This is a genomic window from Bradyrhizobium sp. SZCCHNR1015 (assembly GCF_032489875.1).
In the GTDB taxonomy this organism is placed as follows: Bacteria; Pseudomonadota; Alphaproteobacteria; order Rhizobiales; family Xanthobacteraceae; genus Bradyrhizobium.
In genome coordinates this window covers 182,501-200,139 of record NZ_JAUEYW010000003.1, presented here as the reverse complement: position 1 = coordinate 200,139, position 17,639 = coordinate 182,501, and the positions used below count along the sequence as shown (strand labels likewise).

Here is a 17,639-nt window from a genome sequence, read left to right as displayed (position 1 = left end):
TCATCCTCGCTCGTGACATCGTCGGGGGCGCGGCTGGAGTCAGCCGGCGCCAAAGGGTTTCAGTGGAGCGTTCGGCTCGACCACGATCGTGCTGAAAGTCGATCGGAGGCGATCGGCCTGGCTCTTCGTCATCGACAGGATGACGACGTCGGGGGCGACCTGACCGATGCGCTTCACGCCGGGCTCACGGCTCAGATGATCAGCAAGCTGGCCGGACTTGACCGGCTCGCCCTGCACGATGAATTCCTGCTCCGAGTTCGGATCCGCCATGCCTCGCTCCCTCCATGTCAGGTCGGCGGTGGGCGGACCTTCGGTGCGCCCACCGTCTCACTCGCTTGCATCCGCGTTGCGAATGTCGCGGATCGTTGCTTCCAATCGGTCGTCCTAGTGCATCGTGCCGGTGGGCTGGCCGGTGGCGAAGATGCCGAGCGTATGCCCGATGTTGAGGCCGGTCTGCGCGCCCTGTCCGATCTTCTTGAGCACGCTCCAGAAGCCCTGCAGCTCCATGTCGGTCGGCTGCGCCGCCGCGGCGGCCTGCGGGCCGGCGCTGAAGATGCCGAGGTTGTGGCCGACATCGAGGCCGGTCTGGACGCCCTGGCCGATCTTCTTGAGCACGCTCCAGAAGCTCTGCAGCTCCATGTCGGTCGGCTGCGCCGCCGCGGCGGCCTGCGGGCCGGCGCTGAAGATGCCGAGGTTGTGGCCGACATCGAGGCCGGTCTGGACGCCCTGGCCGATCTTCTTGAGCACGCTCCAGAAGCTCTGCAGCTCCATGTCGGTCGGCTGCGCCGCCGCGGCGGCCTGCGGGCCGGCGCTGAAGATGCCGAGGTTGTGGCCGACATCGAGGCCGGTCTGGACGCCCTGGCCGATCTTCTTGAGCACGCTCCAGAAGCCCTGCAGCTCCATGTCGGTCGGCTGCGCCGTGGCGGCCGCGGCCTGCGGATCGACGTTGAAGATGCCGAGGTTGTGGCCGACATTGATACCGGTCTGGACGCCCTGACCGATCTTCTTGAGCACGCTCCAGAAGCCCTGCAGCTCCATGTCGGTCGGCTGCGCCGCGGCGGGGGCTGCCTGCGGGCCGGCGCTGAAGATGCCGAGGTTGTGGCCGACATTGAGGCCGGTCTGGACGCCCTGACCGATCTTCTTGAGCACGCTCCAGAAGCCCTGCAGCTCCATGTCGGTCGGCTGTGCGGCGGCGGGTGCGGCCTGCGGGCCGGCGCTGAAGATGCCGAGGTTGTGGCCGACGTTGAGTCCGGTCTGGACGCCCTGTCCGATCTTCTTGAGCACGCTCCAGAAGCCCTGCAGCTCCATCTCCGACGGCTGCTCGGTGCCGGGGCCGGCCGAGAACGGCGCGAACCCGCCGGCGATTCCGCCGATGGCGCCGCCAAAGTCGCGGCCGGTCTTGCCGCCGATCAGGCGTCCGATCGCTTGTCCGGCAAACCTGCCGAGAACGGAGCCGAAGATCCCTTCGGGATTCAATTGACCATAGTCTTCAGTCGACTGCTGCATGCCACTCATGTTGAGTCTCCTCGCTCGTTGTCTGATCTTCGAGCGGCGCGCCGCTTGACCTCATCAGGAGTAGTTGCTGCGCGACGTCGATCGAGGGCGATGTTGCGCGTGTGGCCGTGATGCAAGTGTCAAGCAGGGCGTGAAAGTGCCGTCAAAATCGATCATGTGTGGAACGCATGGAGCAAGGTCGCGCCGATCGTCAGACGCGGAGCATGCGCCTGATCTCACGCTGCAGGGATTCGGTTTCGCTCTCCGGCGTGGCGCCGACCTGCTTGCGCAGGATGGTGCGGCAGAAGTCATATTGACGCAGGGCGTCGGCACGGCGGCCCTGCTGCGCGTAGCAGCGCATCAAGGTGCGGTGGACGTCCTCCTGCAGCGGATCGGCGGCCAGCACACGCAATGAGAACGTCGTGGCGATCTCCACATGTTCCCGGCCGCCGACGTCGAGCAGACCCGCGATCGCCCGGATCGCTCGCGTCTTCAAGCGTTGACGCTCGGCGGAGAGCCACGCCTCGAACGCGCAGGACGTCGAGCTGATGCCGTCGAGCAATTCGCCGCGGAACAGCGCGGCGGCGCGGGCCATGGTCTCCAGATCGCCGAGTTGCAGCAGCAGCTCGAACTCCTGCACGTCGGTGGTGACGGCGTTCGGATGGATGCGGATGTCGTCGCGCTCCGCCGAGATGACGTCGGCGCATTGCGGCAGCACCCGGCGCAGCGTCAACAGCGCCTGGCGCAGGTTTGCGCGCGCATTGTCGCCGAAGCGGCCTTCCCACAGGAGCGCGGCCAGCTTGCTGCGTGAAATGCCGTGCGGAGAGGTGAGGGCGAGATAGCCCAGGAGCGTTGCCGCCTTGCGGCTTGGGATGACGACCTGCTCGCCCGAGACCCGTCTGATTTCAAGACCGCCAAACAGATTGATACGCAGCAAACTCATTGTCTCTCTCCTCTGGATGGCGACTCGCTGCGATCGGCGCCGGGCCTGCAGAAGTCGAGCTTCTCGTGCGATGAGATTGAGCGGCTGCAGCCGGATCAGGTCTGCACGGTCGTCGCCCAAAGGCGAGCCGCCACGCTGTCGTTGTCATCGTCGAAATGAGATCGGCAATGCAGTTAAGTCTGTCCGCGCAACGTTCGGTTCAATCTTGGATTGTATGACGGAGCGAGACTGTGCCTCGTGGCTTGCAGTATGCACCCCATCGTGTCCAGTGTGGGCGAAGTCGGAACTGCGCGCTGTGAGCTGCGGCACACTCGAGGACCGACACGATCATGCTGTATCAGCAGCCATGGCAAACGAGATTGGAATTGTTCCGATGAAATCGTTCCGCAAGGAACTTTGGTTCCAGACGCCGGGCCGGCGGGCCTTCATCAACATCACGGGTGAGGTCGAGGCGGCGCTGAAGGAGAGCGGCGTGCGCGAGGGCCTCGTGCTCGTCAACGCCATGCACATCACGGCGTCGGTCTTCATCAATGACGACGAGAGCGGGCTGCATCACGACTATGAGCAATGGCTGGAGGAACTCGCCCCGCACGAGCCGGTGGCGGGCTATCGCCACAACCGCACCGGCGAGGACAATGCCGACGCCCACATGAAGCGCCAGATCATGGGCCGCGAGGTCGTGGTCGCGATCACGCAAGCCAAGCTCGACTTTGGCCCGTGGGAGCAGATCTTCTACGGCGAGTTCGACGGCGGGCGGCGCAAGCGCGTGCTGATCAAGATCATCGGCGAGTAGGAGGACGCCGGAGCTTTCGGGCGTCATTGCGAGGAGCGCAAGCGACGAAGCAATCCAGGGGCCACGCGTGACGCCGTTCCGTATGGCCCCTGGATCGCTTCGCTGGTGCTCGCGATGACGGAGGAGGGTGGGGAGCCTCGGCTGTCATGCCCGCGCAAGCGGGCATCCAGTACGCCGCGGCCTCTCGGAGGACACAGCGACCGGCGTGGCGAGAGCGCGACTCGAGCCTCGGCTGTCGCGCTTGCCAGCACTCCGTGGTGTGACGATCCCTGTTGGATTAGGCCGCAGATGATGCGCGCGCTCTCTCGCCCGCGAACACCGCCTTGATCTCGGCTGCGACCTTCGGCGTGTTCTCGTCGAGCACGAAGTGTCCCGCGTCGAGCCACACCAGCTTTACGTCGGCTAGGTCGTTGAGATAGGCGCGGGCGCCGGGCGGGATGAAGAACGGATCGTGCTGGCCCCAGACGATCAGCGTCTTCGGGCTGTGGGCGCGGAAGGCCGCCTGCCACTCCGGATAGCGCGCGACGTTGGTCTTGTAGTTCTCCAGCAGATCGAGCTGGTAGTCCTGCGTGCCCGGACGGTCGAGCAGCGCCTGGTCGAGAGTCCAGTTGTCGGGATTGACGGCCTCGGGATCCTTGGCGCCGACCAGCCATTGGAACTTGGTGCCGTCGAGGCTCAGCAGCTCGCGAGCAAGCGCCTCGGTCTCCGGCGTGCGCGTCTCCCACAACGGCAGCAGCACCTTCTTCGGCGCCTCGCCGACCCCCTCTATATAGGCATTGGTATTCTGGAGGATGAAGCCTCTCACGCGCTCCGGCCGCTGCGTGAACAGGCGGAAGCCGACCGGCCCGCCATAGTCCTGCATGTAGAGAATGTAGGACTCGAGCCCGAGCACGTCGACGAGACCCGCGACATGCCGGGCGAGGTTGTCGAAGGTGTAGTCGAACTCTGCACGCGACGGCGCGTCGGAATGGCCGAATCCGATGTAGTCGGGCGCTACCAGATGGAAGCGATCGGCGAGCGCGGGGATCAGGTCGCGGAACATCTGGCTGCTGGTCGGCAGGCCATGCAGCAGCAGGATCGTCGGCGCCGTCGGGTCGCCGGCCTCGCGGTAGAAGACGTTGCGGCCGTGGACGGTCGCGGTTCGGAAGCGGGTCTGGGTGGTCATGGGGAAGCTCCTGGTCTCGGGCGGTCGGGACTCGTTGGCCGCCCGTCACCCTGGTTCTATGCCTTCCAAAATCGGGCGCGAGTCGCTAGATTCGAGAAGAGGCCTCCCATTTTTTGGAAAGATACGTTGGATCGTCTGGACGCCATGGCGGTGCTGTTGGCCGCAGCCGAGGCCGGGAGTCTGTCGAAGGCCAGCCGGACGCTCGGGCTGCCGCTCGCGACGGTCAGCCGCAAGGTGGCCGAGCTCGAAGCGCATCTGAAGGCTTCGCTTCTGATCCGCTCGGCGAAGGGCCTGGAGCTGACGCCGGCGGGTCGGTCCTATGTCGCAGCGGCGCGCGCGATCCTGGAACAGGTCGCCGAGGCCGAGCGTGTCGCCAGCGGCGAATACTCCGAGCCCAAGGGCGATCTCGTGGTGACGGCGCCGATCATGTTCGGCCGGCTGCATGCGCTGCCTGTGGTGACGCGCTTCCTTGGCGCCTTTCCGGACGTGGCGGTCGATCTCGTGATGACCGATCGTGTCGCGCACTTTCTCGACGACCAGGTCGACGTCGCCCTGCGCATCGGCCAGTTGCCGGATTCGAGTTTGATCGCCACCCGGCTCGGCAGCGTCCGCCACGTCATCTGCGCCAGCCCGGATTATCTCGCCGCCAATGGCTGCCCGGCGCGGCCGGAGGATCTGGCACGGCACGGCGTGATCTCGTTCCAGAGCGTGTCGGTGCCCGGCACCTGGCCGTTCGAAGTCGACGGCGCCGAGATCCCCGCCAGCTTCCGCGCGCGCCTCGGCGTCAACACGATCGATGCGGCGATCGAAGCCGGCCTGTCGGGAGCGGGCTTGGTGCGGGCGTTGTCCTATCAAGTCGTCGATCATGTCCGCAGCGGCCGACTTCAGCTCGTGCTCGAAGCCTTCGAGCCGGCGCCGCGCCCGGTGCATCTCGTCTATGACGGCCAGACCCGGCTGCCGCTGAAGCTGCGCGCCTTCGTCGACTTCGCCGTGCCGCTGCTGCGGCAGCGGCTGGAGGAGGCGGCGATTTGAGGGACGTTTGGACGCAAAGTGGCTGCTGCAAAACACGCTGTCATCGCCCGGCTTGACCGTGCGATCCAGTGCGCGGGCAATGACAGATGTAGTCGGAGCAGCAGCATGCCTCCTTATCCTGCCATCGACCTTGGATCGCGCGGTCCCCAGCGGCCGGCCTCGACCAGGGCGATAAAGCGCTCGACGGATGCGTTGAACAGCGCCGGCTCCTCCAGGTTCAACACATGTCCGGACTTCGGGAAGAACGTTAGCCCGGACGCCGGCAGATGCTGCTTGAGAAACAAACTCGGCGCGATGCAGGCGTCGTCCTCGTCGCCGCAGATGATCAGGGCCGGGGTTGTAACGCGGCGGATGGCGTCCGTCATGGTGTAGATCGATGGCCTGCTGCCCTGGAAGCCGCGCATGGTGTTGGCCGAGCCGCGCGCGTCGTGGCGGGCGAGCGCGGCGTAGAAGTCGGCATGGCCGCGCGGGTCCTTGATGAGGAAAGGAATGCGGCCGGGGGCCTCGCGGGTGACCTTGGCGGTCTCGGCCGAGCCGAGTGTCTCGAACTGCTCGGCGGTGGCGCGGCACTGGGCGCGGAAGGCCTCGAGATGCTCGAGGCTGGAGCCCGAGCCGACGCCGGCCAGCACCATCGAGCGGATGCGATCCGGTGCGTTCAGCGCCACCTGCAGCGCGGAGTACGAGCCCATCGACAGGCCGACGAAATGGGCGCTGTCGATGCCGAGGTGGTCGAGCACGGCGATCGCGTCGGTGTAGAAATGCACGTGGCTATAGGCGTCGGGCGCGGCCGGCACGTCCGAGGGCGTGTAGCCGCGCGCGGAGTAGGCGATGCAGCGGTGGCGCCGCGCGAAGTAGCGCAGTTGCGGCTCCCAATTGGTGTGGTCGGCGGCGAACTCGTGCAGGAAGATCAGCGGCGTGCCCACGCCGGCCTCTTCAAAATAGAGGCGAACGCCATCTTTGGCCGTTGCATGGGGCATCGTCAGCTCCTCCCGTGTCGCGTGCCTGATGATGACGAGTCGCGCGATACGCGACAACGTCCCGATCGACGGCCTTGTTTTCGCCGTAACATAGACTCGGAATCACCCTCTCGTCGCCAGGCTTTTGCCGTCGATGGTCATGGTTTCGTCACAGCGCAACATTTTACGGACCTCCGCTGGCGGCTTGCAGAGGGGCCGCGCTGAGGACCAGGGGGTGCCAAGTCAGGGTACTGGGGGAAGTAACAGAAGGATTGAGTATGGTTGTGTCTACCCTTCGCCGGTCGCTTCACATCGTTGCGCTGACCATGGGTGCGGCAGTCGTCGCCGTCACCGCAACACCGGCATCGGCCCGTCCGCATCACGGCTCGGGGCATCATGCCCACCGCAGCCACGGCGGCCATCACTACGCAAGGCATCATCACCACCGGCGTTCCGTCGCCCGGCTGTCGCGCTGGGAGCGCGGCGTGGCGCGGGTGCAGGTGAGCGGCGTTGCCGATGCGCAGGCCAGCGTCATGATGCCGGGCACGGCGTCCGACGGCATGGCCTCGTCCGGCGGCTTCGGTGGCGGCAGCAGCGTCGTCTCCGCGGCGCGCAGCTACATCGGCAGCGGCAATCCGACCGGCCGGCGCAGCCTGTGGTGCGCGCGCTTCATGAACATGGTGCTGGAGCGCACCGGCCATCGCGGCACCGGCTCCGACATGGCGCGCTCGTTTGCGAGCTATGGCCAGCGCGTCTCCGGCCCGCAGGTCGGCGCGATCGCGGTGATGAGCCGCCGCGGCGGCGGTCATGTCGGCGTGGTCTCGGGCGTCGATGCCCAGGGCAATCCGATCGTCATCTCCGGCAACAACGGCAACCGCGTCCGCGAGAGCGCGGTGTCGCGCGGCCGCGTGTATGCCTATGTGATGCCGAACTGAGAGCTCGCGAACTTGAACTGATGAGGTGAGCCCTCGCGGCTCGCGCGCTCTGCGCCTCCCCCGCTTGCGGGGGAGGTCGCATCGGAGAGGCGATGCGGGTCGGGGAAGTCTGTCCTCACGAAGATTTTCGCGTGTGGCGCCCCCACCCCGGCCCTCCCCCGCAAGCGGGAGAGGGGGCGCACCGTCGATGCAGTGAGTGCTCGAACTACACCAGCCGCAGCTGCTCGACCGCGAGTTCGTCGCCGACCGCGATGTCGCCGGCTGCGATCACCTCGGCGTAGATGCCGCATTCATTGTTGCCGCGCCGGGCCATGAGCGCCGGCGGGATGTCGAGGTCGCGGGCGGCGGTGTCCGGGTCGACGTTGACGGCGGCGCAGCGGGTGGTGGTCTTGACGACCTTGAGCCGCGCCGAACCGATCCGCAGCGTTTCGCCCATCAGCGAGGTCTCGTGCCAGGCCGGCCAGCCGGCGACGTAGACATTGGCGCGGAAGCGCAGCGGATGCACGGTCGCGCCGACCAAGGTCTCGATCTCCGCGATCGAGGCGAGGTTGATGATTGAGACCACCTTGCGCGCCAGATCCGTAAAGGCGTAGCCACCGCCCGACAGCAGCCTGACCGGGCCGCGCAGCTCGTCGGCAAACTCGCGCGCGAAGAACGCCTCGATGGCGGCGCGGCCGTCGGCGCTTTCGAGGTCGCCTTGGGCGACGATCGCGCCGTCCTTGCGGATGGTGAGGATGTTGGTCGCGTCGCCGAAGTGCGTCTTGAACCCGGCCAGGCGCTCATTGCGCATCAGCATCAGATACGCCGTTTTCGGCTTCCACACCGGCGCCGCCGGATCGAAGCCGGTTGGGCCGTTTTCCAGCGCGTAGCGGCGATCGGCCGGCAGCGTTTCGCCGACCCGTAACGGGGCCGTTTGCAGTGGTTCCGGGGTAAGGCCCTTGACCGGATAGCGGCACAGGCCGGCGATGCGCGCGGGAGGGGTCTGGCTCATGCCGCCTCATAGGAGATTCCCATGGTCGCGGCCAGGGCACACGAATTTGTGAAGCGGCCCCTTCCGTTTTCGCACCGCCTTCCCACATTTCCACTCAAGCCGGGCGCAAGCCGGCGACGTCAATGGTTGCGGCGTTGATGGACGTCAACGTGCGCGGTCCGAAACCCAATGAAGATGCTGAAGCCGTGCCTTCGGGGCGTCACAGCAGGCTGAGGGAAACATCATGAATATCGACAAATATACCGAGCGCGCGCGGGGCTTCATCCAATCGGCGCAATCGCTGGCGATGCGCGACGGCCATCAGCAGTTTTCGCCGCTGCATCTGCTGAAGGTTCTGCTCGACGATAGCGAAGGCCTCGCGGGCGGTCTGATCGATCGCGCCGGCGGCAATTCGCGCGCGATTTTGAAGGCGACCGAGGACGCACTGGGCAAGCTGCCGAAAGTGTCGGGCAGCGGCGCCGGGCAGATCTATCTGTCGCCCGAGCTGGCGCGCGCCTTCGACGCGGCGGAAAAGGCGGCCGAGAAGGCCGGCGACAGTTTCGTCACGGTGGAGCGCCTGCTGCTCGGGCTGACGCTGGAGAAGAACAGCGAGACCGGCGGCATCCTCGCCAAGGGCGGCGTCACCGCGCAGAATCTCAACGCGGCGATCGAGAGCCTGCGCAAGGGGCGCACGGCCGACTCGGCGACCGCCGAGAACGCCTATGATGCCTTGAAGAAATATGCCCGCGACCTGACCCAGGCGGCGCGCGACGGCAAGCTCGATCCGGTGATCGGCCGCGACGAGGAGATCCGCCGTACGATTCAAGTGCTGTCACGGCGCACCAAGAACAATCCCGTGCTGATCGGCGAGCCCGGCGTCGGCAAGACCGCGATCGTCGAGGGCCTCGCGCTGCGCATCGTCAATGGCGACGTGCCGGAGAGCCTGAAGGACAAGCGGCTGCTGTCGCTCGATCTGGGCGCACTGATTGCGGGCGCGAAATATCGCGGCGAGTTCGAGGAGCGGCTGAAATCCGTGCTGCAGGAGGTCACGGCCGCTGAAGGCACCTTCGTGCTGTTCATCGACGAGATGCACACCCTGATCGGCGCCGGCAAGGCCGACGGTGCCATGGATGCGTCGAACCTGCTGAAGCCCGCGCTCGCCCGCGGTGAGCTGCACTGCATCGGCGCGACCACGCTCGACGAGTATCAGAAGCATGTCGAGAAGGACGCGGCGCTCGCGCGCAGGTTCCAACCGGTCTACGTCACCGAGCCCACGGTCGAGGACACCATCTCGATCCTGCGCGGCCTGAAGGACAAATACGAGCAGCATCACGGCGTGCGCATCACCGACTCCGCGCTGGTGGCGTCCGCGACCTTGTCGAACCGCTACATCACCGACCGCTTCCTGCCGGACAAGGCCATCGACCTGATGGACGAGGCGGCGGCGCGGCTGAAGATGCAGGTCGACAGCAAGCCCGAGGAGCTGGACTCGCTCGACCGCGAGATCATCCGGCTCAAGATCGAGCAGGAGGCCTTGAAGAAGGAGAGCGATCTCGGCTCCAAGACGCGGCTGCAGGCGCTGGAGAAGGAGCTCGCCGATCTCGAGGAGAAGTCGGCGGCGCTGACGTCGAAATGGAGCGCCGAGAAGGACAAGCTGTCGAACGCGCAGAAGCTCAAGAGCGAGCTGGACGGCCTGCGCATCGAGCTTGCCAACGCGCAGCGCCGCGGCGAGTACCAGAAGGCGGGCGAGCTGGCCTATGGCCGCATCCCCGAGCTGGAGAAGCAGCTCGCCGACATCGAGGCCAAGGAGAATGCCGGCGAGATGATGGAGGAGGCGGTCACCGCCAACCACATCGCGCAGGTGGTCTCGCGCTGGACCGGCGTGCCGGTCGACAAGATGCTCGAGGGCGAGAAGGACAAGCTGCTGCGCATGGAGGACTCGCTCGGCAAGCGCGTCGTCGGCCAGTTCGAGGCCGTGCATGCGGTTGCGACCGCCGTGCGGCGCTCGCGCGCCGGCCTGCAGGACCCGCACCGGCCGATGGGCTCGTTCATGTTCTTAGGCCCCACCGGCGTCGGCAAGACCGAGCTGACCAAGGCGCTCGCCGAGTATCTGTTCAACGACGAGACCGCGATGGTCCGGCTCGACATGTCCGAGTACATGGAGAAGCATTCGGTGTCGCGGCTGATCGGCGCGCCTCCCGGCTATGTCGGCTATGATGAGGGCGGGGCGCTGACCGAGGCCGTGCGCCGCCGGCCGTACCAGGTCGTCCTGTTCGACGAGATCGAGAAGGCGCATCCGGATGTCTTCAACGTGCTGCTTCAGGTGCTCGACGACGGCCGTCTGACCGACGGCCAGGGCCGCACCGTCGACTTCCGCAACACGCTGATCATCATGACGTCGAATCTCGGCTCCGAGTTCCTGGTCAACCAGCCGGAGGGCGAGGATACGTCCGAGGTCCGCGAATTGGTGATGGGTACGGTGCGGAGCCATTTCCGACCCGAGTTCCTCAACCGCGTCGACGAGATCATCCTGTTCCATCGCCTGCAGAAGAGCGAGATGGGCCGGATCGTCGAGATCCAGTTCGCCCGGCTCCAGAAGCTCCTTGAGGAGCGCAAGATCACGCTGTCGCTCGATGGCGACGCGCGCGACTGGCTCGCCGCCAAGGGCTGGGATCCGGCCTACGGTGCCCGTCCCTTGAAGCGGGTGATACAGCGCAGCGTGCAGGATCCGCTCGCCGAGATGATTCTCGCCGGCGACATCAAGGATGGCGACAACGTCGCCATCTCGTCGGAAGGCAATGTGCTGACCTTCAACGGCAAGGCGCATCGTACGGCGGAGATCGCGACGTTCGAGGCGCCGATCCCGAAGCGCAAGCTGAACTGATCTCGAACATCCGCAGCACTCAAACGGCAACGGCCCGCGCCAAGCGCGGGCCGTTTGCGTTTGGAGCATGCTGAGGGGCAGGGCTACCGATTCACCTGGATCGGGCCGGCATCGGAGATGCGCGACGCACCGGGGCCGCGGCTGGTCATCATCTGGTCGACGCGGTCGCGCTCCTTCTCGAAGCTCGCCATGATCGGGCCTTCCAGCGACCGGCCGCGCGGCAGCTTCACGCGCATCGGGTCGACGAAGCGGCCGTTGACCAGGATCTCGTAATGGACGTGCGGGCCGGTCGACATGCCGGTCGAGCCGACGAAACCGATGACCTGGCCCTGGCGCACGCGCTTGCCGGGCTCCATGCCCTTGGCAAAGGCCGACATGTGGCCGTAGGCGGTCTCGTAGCCGTTGTTGTGCTTGATGCGGATGTATTTGCCGTAGCCGCCTTCCTGGCCGACCTTCTCGAGCACGCCGTTGCCGGACGCGAAAATGGGGGTGCCATAGGCGGTGGCCCAGTCGACGCCGGTGTGCATCTTGACGAAGCCGAGGATCGGATGGCGGCGGCCGCCGAAGCCGGAGCGCATGATCGCGTTGTTGACCGGCTTGCGCACCAGGAACTTCTTCGCGCTCTTGCCGGTCTCGTCGTAATAGTCGACGACGCTGTCGTCGGGGGTCTGGAACCGGTAGTATTTCTTGGTCTCGCCGCCGACCGTCAGGGAGGTGAACAGCACCTCGGTCTTGTCGTTGTTGCCGGGTTTGTCGTCGTCGTCGCCGGCATAGAAGACGTCGAACGAATCCCCGGGCTGCACCTTGCGCTGGAAATCGACGTCGTAGGAGTAGATGCGGATCATGTCCTCGATGACCGGCGTGGGCACCTTGTTGCGCATCGCCGTCTCGTAGATGCTCTGATAGAGGCGGACACCGGTGCCGTCATCCTCCTCGTCGTTGGTGTTGTCGGCGGTCTCGGTGACCGTGTTCATGCTCTGCGCGTCGACGGCGACGTATCGTCCGAGGTCCGAAAGCGCGGCGACCGCCTCGATCATGGTGTCGTTGGCGACGATGACGCGGAACGGCTGCAGCCGGGCGCCGGGGGCAGGGCTGGATGGCGCCATCAGGATGCGCAGTTTCTCGCCTTCCTTCAGGCCGCCGTCACGGCCGCGCGGGCCGAGCTGGGCGGCGATCGCCTTGGCTTCGTCGGGCGTCGCGCCCTGGTCGCGCAGGATCGAGGCGACGGTATCGCCCTTCTTGACCAGGTGAACCCGCTCGCCGAGCGGATTGCCGCCGGTGATCTGGTCCTTGGTCTTGGGCAGCAAGGTGACATTTTCCGGCACCACCCGGGTCTCGAAGCCGGCGTAAGGATCGGGCGAGGTGCCGTCATTGGCATAGGACAGTTTCAGGTCGCCGCCTTGGACGGCCTGCGCGCCGGCCGCGTCGGCGGCGGCATTGGCAAGTGAGGCGTAGCGCACGCCGCCATTGTTGCCGCGCCAGTTCGCCGCATCACGGACCCGCATGACGATTTCGTCGAGCGCCACCGAGGTCGCGATCTTCGCCTTGGGGAGCACGGCGGCGAGATCCTTGGTCACGAATGAGACCTCGGCGTCGGGCTCGACGGCCTCGGGATTGTTCGGATCCTCGCCGGACCCCGTCTTGTCGTTGTCGGTGTCGCTCAGCAGGCGCTGGGCGTTGAAGGGCGGGATCTTGGCGGACAGATCGCTGGTCGCCATCGACAGGTTGCCCGAGATCCGGACGTAGGGACGGACCCGGATCAGCTCGCGCGAACCCGCGCGGGTCACGGTCGATATGCGCACCACGTTGCGCGCTGCGGCGGCTTCGCTCGGCGGGGGCAGGCGGTCGCTCTTGCGCAAGGTGGCGACGCGGTCGTTGGCGCCGAAGGCGCCGCGCAGCGCGCTTTCCATCCGCTCCGGCATGCGCGCGAAGGTCATTTCGCCATCGAGCGACGCAAAAACGGCGCCGCCGATGAGGGCTGCGCCGCACAGACCAGTCAGAATCGTACCGGAGAACCATTGCACGGAGACGCGGCGGCGATCGATCACCGCGGCTTCGGAGCCATCGACCGATAGCGGCGGCTCATGACCGAGATCGATCATGCCGATCTCGCGTCCGTACCCCCCGCGTGACGTCCGATGGCTCAACCTTCGTCCCCCAAGTTCAAAGTCAGCACCGAGATCACTCAGCTGCCGGTTGGCTTAACGTCCAAGACAAACGGCTCGGAATGATGGCGCGCTTCTGTCGGTTCGAGACTCTCTGGCCCGAAAGCCGGACTCCACGAACCGCTATTGTTCTTCAGGATCTCTCGATGTCGTCTCGGCCGTATCAGGCGAAGGGCTCGCCGCTTCCTTGATCTGGATCATCCTTGAATCGATGGCAGTCCCCGCTGGACCCAAATCAACCCAGGTCGATGCTTAACAAATCGTCGCAGGATTGTGGCCCAAGTGGGGCACGAAGTCCGCAAGAAATCGGGGTTCTCCTGCTGTCCGGAAAAAAATGATTCGATGCGACGATTTGTTGACATTGGGCGTTGACACCCCGATCGGCCCCCCCTATAAACCCGATCACTGAGCGCGGCGCCGCTTCGGGACACACCGAGGCGAGCATTCGCGCCAATATTGCTCCTCACTTTCGTTGAGTGATGCACAACCGGTAAAACCCGGTTGCTCATCGACGTCGAAAAAGGGTGGGCGACCCCTCCACATGAGGGTGGGACCGAGGTCCCGGGCTGTTTGACAAGTGAAGATGAAGAAAGAGAAACGTGGACGGCGGAGTCCTTGCGGGTCTCGGGATTGAGGGCTTCGGCTTTTGGTTCTGAGATCGGACGAGAAGACTTCGGCGGACAATGTTTCAAAGGTAACACCATGGTTTTCGCGCTGTGAAGCGTGGAGATCGATTGGTGGGACCTCGTCAAACGTTGTGATCAGCCGGTTCAAAGCTTCAAGTTCAACTTGAGAGTTTGATCCTGGCTCAGAGCGAACGCTGGCGGCAGGCTTAACACATGCAAGTCGAGCGGGCGTAGCAATACGTCAGCGGCAGACGGGTGAGTAACGCGTGGGAACGTACCTTTTGGTTCGGAACAACACAGGGAAACTTGTGCTAATACCGGATAAGCCCTTACGGGGAAAGATTTATCGCCGAAAGATCGGCCCGCGTCTGATTAGCTAGTTGGTGGGGTAATGGCCCACCAAGGCGACGATCAGTAGCTGGTCTGAGAGGATGATCAGCCACATTGGGACTGAGACACGGCCCAAACTCCTACGGGAGGCAGCAGTGGGGAATATTGGACAATGGGGGCAACCCTGATCCAGCCATGCCGCGTGAGTGATGAAGGCCCTAGGGTTGTAAAGCTCTTTTGTGCGGGAAGATAATGACGGTACCGCAAGAATAAGCCCCGGCTAACTTCGTGCCAGCAGCCGCGGTAATACGAAGGGGGCTAGCGTTGCTCGGAATCACTGGGCGTAAAGGGTGCGTAGGCGGGTCTTTAAGTCAGGGGTGAAATCCTGGAGCTCAACTCCAGAACTGCCTTTGATACTGAAGATCTTGAGTTCGGGAGAGGTGAGTGGAACTGCGAGTGTAGAGGTGAAATTCGTAGATATTCGCAAGAACACCAGTGGCGAAGGCGGCTCACTGGCCCGATACTGACGCTGAGGCACGAAAGCGTGGGGAGCAAACAGGATTAGATACCCTGGTAGTCCACGCCGTAAACGATGAATGCCAGCCGTTAGTGGGTTTACTCACTAGTGGCGCAGCTAACGCTTTAAGCATTCCGCCTGGGGAGTACGGTCGCAAGATTAAAACTCAAAGGAATTGACGGGGGCCCGCACAAGCGGTGGAGCATGTGGTTTAATTCGACGCAACGCGCAGAACCTTACCAGCCCTTGACATGTTTGGGACCGGTCGCAGAGACGTGACCTTCTCTTCGGAGCCCGAAACACAGGTGCTGCATGGCTGTCGTCAGCTCGTGTCGTGAGATGTTGGGTTAAGTCCCGCAACGAGCGCAACCCCCGTCCTTAGTTGCTACCATTTAGTTGAGCACTCTAAGGAGACTGCCGGTGATAAGCCGCGAGGAAGGTGGGGATGACGTCAAGTCCTCATGGCCCTTACGGGCTGGGCTACACACGTGCTACAATGGCGGTGACAGTGGGAAGCTAAGGGGCAACCCTTCGCAAATCTCAAAAAGCCGTCTCAGTTCGGATTGGGCTCTGCAACTCGAGCCCATGAAGTTGGAATCGCTAGTAATCGTGGATCAGCACGCCACGGTGAATACGTTCCCGGGCCTTGTACACACCGCCCGTCACACCATGGGAGTTGGCTTTACCTGAAGGCGGTGCGCTAACCAGCAATGGAGGCAGCCGACCACGGTAGGGTCAGCGACTGGGGTGAAGTCGTAACAAGGTAGCCGTAGGGGAACCTGCGGCTGGATCACCTCCTTTCTAAGGATGGCTCTTCAGCATGATCTTCGGATCGACTGGTCTTCGGACCTGTCAGCTATCGAGCTGTTTTAGAAACATCAGGGGCCATCAAGATCGCCAGATCTTGCTTGAGCTCCATTGGCGGGATTTCGCCGTCTTCGTTTCTCTTTCTTCGCGGACGAACACGCTGCCTGGGGCTGCGCGGTTGCTGCTTTTGCTCTGTAGGCTTGGCCTCTAGGGGTAGGGCAGTGACGAGCTTCGAGCGTTAGGGCTTGTAGCTCAGTTGGTTAGAGCGCGCGCTTGATAAGCGTGAGGTCGGAAGTTCAAGTCTTCCCAGGCCCACCAGCCTTCGCGCCTCACGGCGCTTCGGCTCGGCAAGCCAGAAGATGCGCGAAGGCTGTCGCGCCGTAGCCCAGTTGGGCGAAGGCGGACTGGTCAACGCGAGCTTCGGCTAGTTATCGTCTCGACGATCGCGCTGCTGCATTCGTCTTTCCGAGTATGGGGCCTTAGCTCAGCTGGGAGAGCGCGTGCTTTGCAAGCATGAGGTCGTCGGTTCGATCCCGACAGGCTCCACCAGCCTTCGCAGGCTACGCCTGCTTCGGCTCGGCAAGCCAGAGTGCAGCGAAGGCTGCCGCGCCGGAGCCCACTTGGGCGGAGGCGGGCTATCGTTAGCGTGTTCAAATTCGTCCGCGAGACAACATTTCGCATTGTCTGGTCCTCACCGGGACTACAGGCAACTGCGGGTTATCTGACATCGTGAAGAGGAGATCGATCCGAGTTGGGTCGTGCAATGAGCGCCACCGCGCAAGCGGTCAGCGTTCGACTTTGCACCGACGCCTTCACTATCTCCGGGTCATTTCGGCGCAGGCTGGAAGCTGTGAAGCATCCTGTCTGTTGTAAATGACTCTGTTCGCTGCGCTTGACCGCACGGCGATCGGTTCGATCTTAAGAAGCAAGCTGGTCTTTCTAATCAGTGTCCTCGCTGTCTCTAACGCCGGTCCTTCGGGGCAGGTGAGAGCAGTGAACATTCTGCCGAGTGTGTGGGCATTGATAATGAGAGCAATCAAGTGCCTTAAGGGTGTTCGGTGGATGCCTTGGCGCTGAGAGGCGATGAAGGACGTGCTACGCTGCGATAAGCCGTGGGGAGCTGCGAAGAAGCTTTGATCCGCGGATTTCCGAATGGGGAAACCCACCTTCGATAGCCGGAACTCCAAGACCTCGAGTCTTGGTGTTCGATTGGGAGACCGAGAGAATTCAAGGCCGTGAGGTTTTGGATTTCCGGTTATCAAGAGAAGGTATGAGACTTCTGAATACATAGGAGGTTTCAAGCAAACCCAGGGAACTGAAACATCTAAGTACCTGGAGGAAAGGACATCAACCGAGACTCCGCTAGTAGTGGCGAGCGAACGCGGACCAGGCCAGTCATGAATGTAAGCCAACCAGAACCTGTCAGGAAAGCAGGGCCTCAGAGGGTGATAGCCCCGTATGGGTAATGCGAACATTCATGCTCGAGTAAGGCGGGACACGTGCAATCCTGTCTGAACATGGGGGGACCACCCTCCAAGCCTAAGTACTCCTCAGCGACCGATAGTGAACCAGTACCGTGAGGGAAAGGTGAAAAGCACCCCGACGAGGGGAGTGAAATAGACCTGAAACCGGACACCTACAAACAGACGGAGCCCAAGATGCGTTCTGGGTGACGTCGTACCTTTTGTATTATGGGCCAGCGACTTAATTTAACGAGCAAGCTTAAGCCGATAGGCGTAGGCGTAGCGAAAGCGAGTCTGAATAGGGCGTCAAGTTCGTTGTATTAGACCCGAAACCTAGTGATCTAGCCATGAGCAGGTTGAAGGTGAGGTAACACTCACTGGAGGACCGAACGGGTGCCTGTTGAAAAAGGCTCCGATGACTTGTGGTTAGGGGTGAAAGGCCAATCAAACTGGGAAATAGCTGGTTCTCCGCGAAAGATATTTAGGTATCGCCTCGGACGAATACCTCAGGGGGTAGAGCACTGGATGGGCTAGGGGGACTTACCGTCTTACCAAACCC

General features: G+C 63.7%; 11 protein-coding genes, 2 tRNA genes and 2 rRNA genes (1 of these 15 cut by a window edge). 8 read left to right on the top strand and 7 right to left on the bottom strand.

What is annotated here, in order from left to right:
* Nucleotides 1-39 precede the first annotated feature (39 nt).
* From QX128_RS07425 to QX128_RS07415, 3 genes are all read right to left on the bottom strand, one after another.
* On the bottom strand, nucleotides 40-270 hold the full coding sequence (locus tag QX128_RS07425) for a hypothetical protein (RefSeq protein WP_315802886.1): 231 nt from the start codon (nucleotides 268-270) through the stop codon (nucleotides 40-42).
* Between the two features lie 114 nt (nucleotides 271-384).
* Nucleotides 385-1,515 (bottom strand): hypothetical protein, encoded by a 1,131-nt coding sequence (locus QX128_RS07420; RefSeq protein WP_316237078.1) that lies wholly within the window; start codon nucleotides 1,513-1,515, stop codon nucleotides 385-387.
* A 190-nt stretch (nucleotides 1,516-1,705) separates the two neighbouring features.
* The gene (locus QX128_RS07415; RefSeq protein WP_316216126.1) at nucleotides 1,706-2,437 is read right to left on the bottom strand and encodes a BTAD domain-containing putative transcriptional regulator; all 732 of its coding nucleotides are present in this window, start codon (nucleotides 2,435-2,437) and stop codon (nucleotides 1,706-1,708) included.
* Nucleotides 2,438-2,810: 373 nt separating this feature from the next.
* On the opposite strand from QX128_RS07415, the gene QX128_RS07410 reads away from it, so the two are divergent.
* Entirely contained in the window at nucleotides 2,811-3,230 is a 420-nt protein-coding gene (locus tag QX128_RS07410; protein ID WP_316237077.1) for a secondary thiamine-phosphate synthase enzyme YjbQ, read from the top strand.
* Between the two features lie 277 nt (nucleotides 3,231-3,507).
* Here the strand turns inward: QX128_RS07410 and QX128_RS07405 are convergent, their stop codons facing one another.
* Entirely contained in the window at nucleotides 3,508-4,395 is an 888-nt protein-coding gene (locus QX128_RS07405; protein WP_316237076.1) for an alpha/beta fold hydrolase, read from the bottom strand.
* A gap of 126 nt (nucleotides 4,396-4,521) precedes the next feature.
* Between QX128_RS07405 and QX128_RS07400 the strand changes: the two genes are divergently transcribed.
* Nucleotides 4,522-5,427, top strand: coding sequence for a LysR family transcriptional regulator (locus QX128_RS07400; RefSeq protein WP_315802891.1), 906 nt, complete (start codon nucleotides 4,522-4,524; stop codon nucleotides 5,425-5,427).
* Between the two features lie 113 nt (nucleotides 5,428-5,540).
* Here QX128_RS07400 and QX128_RS07395 read toward each other — a convergent pair whose 3' ends face one another.
* The gene (locus QX128_RS07395) at nucleotides 5,541-6,404 is read right to left on the bottom strand and encodes an alpha/beta hydrolase (protein WP_316237075.1); all 864 of its coding nucleotides are present in this window, start codon (nucleotides 6,402-6,404) and stop codon (nucleotides 5,541-5,543) included.
* 305 nt (nucleotides 6,405-6,709) lie between these two features.
* On the opposite strand from QX128_RS07395, the gene QX128_RS07390 reads away from it, so the two are divergent.
* The gene (locus QX128_RS07390) at nucleotides 6,710-7,318 is read left to right on the top strand and encodes a TIGR02594 family protein (protein ID WP_316237074.1); all 609 of its coding nucleotides are present in this window, start codon (nucleotides 6,710-6,712) and stop codon (nucleotides 7,316-7,318) included.
* Nucleotides 7,319-7,523: 205 nt separating this feature from the next.
* Here the strand turns inward: QX128_RS07390 and QX128_RS07385 are convergent, their stop codons facing one another.
* Nucleotides 7,524-8,309: an MOSC domain-containing protein gene (locus QX128_RS07385; RefSeq protein ID WP_316237073.1), complete on the bottom strand. Its 786-nt coding sequence runs from the start codon at nucleotides 8,307-8,309 to the stop codon at nucleotides 7,524-7,526.
* Nucleotides 8,310-8,532: 223 nt separating this feature from the next.
* Here QX128_RS07385 and clpB point away from each other — a divergent pair, with 223 nt between their 5' ends.
* Nucleotides 8,533-11,172 (top strand): ATP-dependent chaperone ClpB, encoded by a 2,640-nt coding sequence (gene clpB, locus QX128_RS07380; RefSeq protein WP_316237072.1) that lies wholly within the window; start codon nucleotides 8,533-8,535, stop codon nucleotides 11,170-11,172.
* Between the two features lie 83 nt (nucleotides 11,173-11,255).
* On the opposite strand, the gene QX128_RS07375 is transcribed toward clpB, so the two are convergent.
* Nucleotides 11,256-13,319, bottom strand: a complete 2,064-nt coding sequence (locus QX128_RS07375) for a M23 family metallopeptidase (protein WP_315802896.1) — start codon at nucleotides 13,317-13,319, stop codon at nucleotides 11,256-11,258.
* 803 nt (nucleotides 13,320-14,122) lie between these two features.
* Here QX128_RS07375 and QX128_RS07370 point away from each other — a divergent pair.
* The 4 genes from QX128_RS07370 to QX128_RS07355 form a co-directional block, all read left to right on the top strand.
* A 16S ribosomal RNA gene (locus tag QX128_RS07370) occupies nucleotides 14,123-15,611 on the top strand.
* Nucleotides 15,612-15,858: 247 nt separating this feature from the next.
* Nucleotides 15,859-15,935: transfer RNA gene (locus QX128_RS07365), tRNA-Ile, on the top strand.
* A 155-nt stretch (nucleotides 15,936-16,090) separates the two neighbouring features.
* Nucleotides 16,091-16,166: transfer RNA gene (locus tag QX128_RS07360), tRNA-Ala, on the top strand.
* Nucleotides 16,167-16,651: 485 nt separating this feature from the next.
* Nucleotides 16,652-17,639 (top strand): 23S ribosomal RNA (locus QX128_RS07355); it runs 1,858 nt beyond the window's last position.
* The 16S and 23S rRNA genes sit together here with 2 tRNA genes alongside, the layout of an rRNA operon.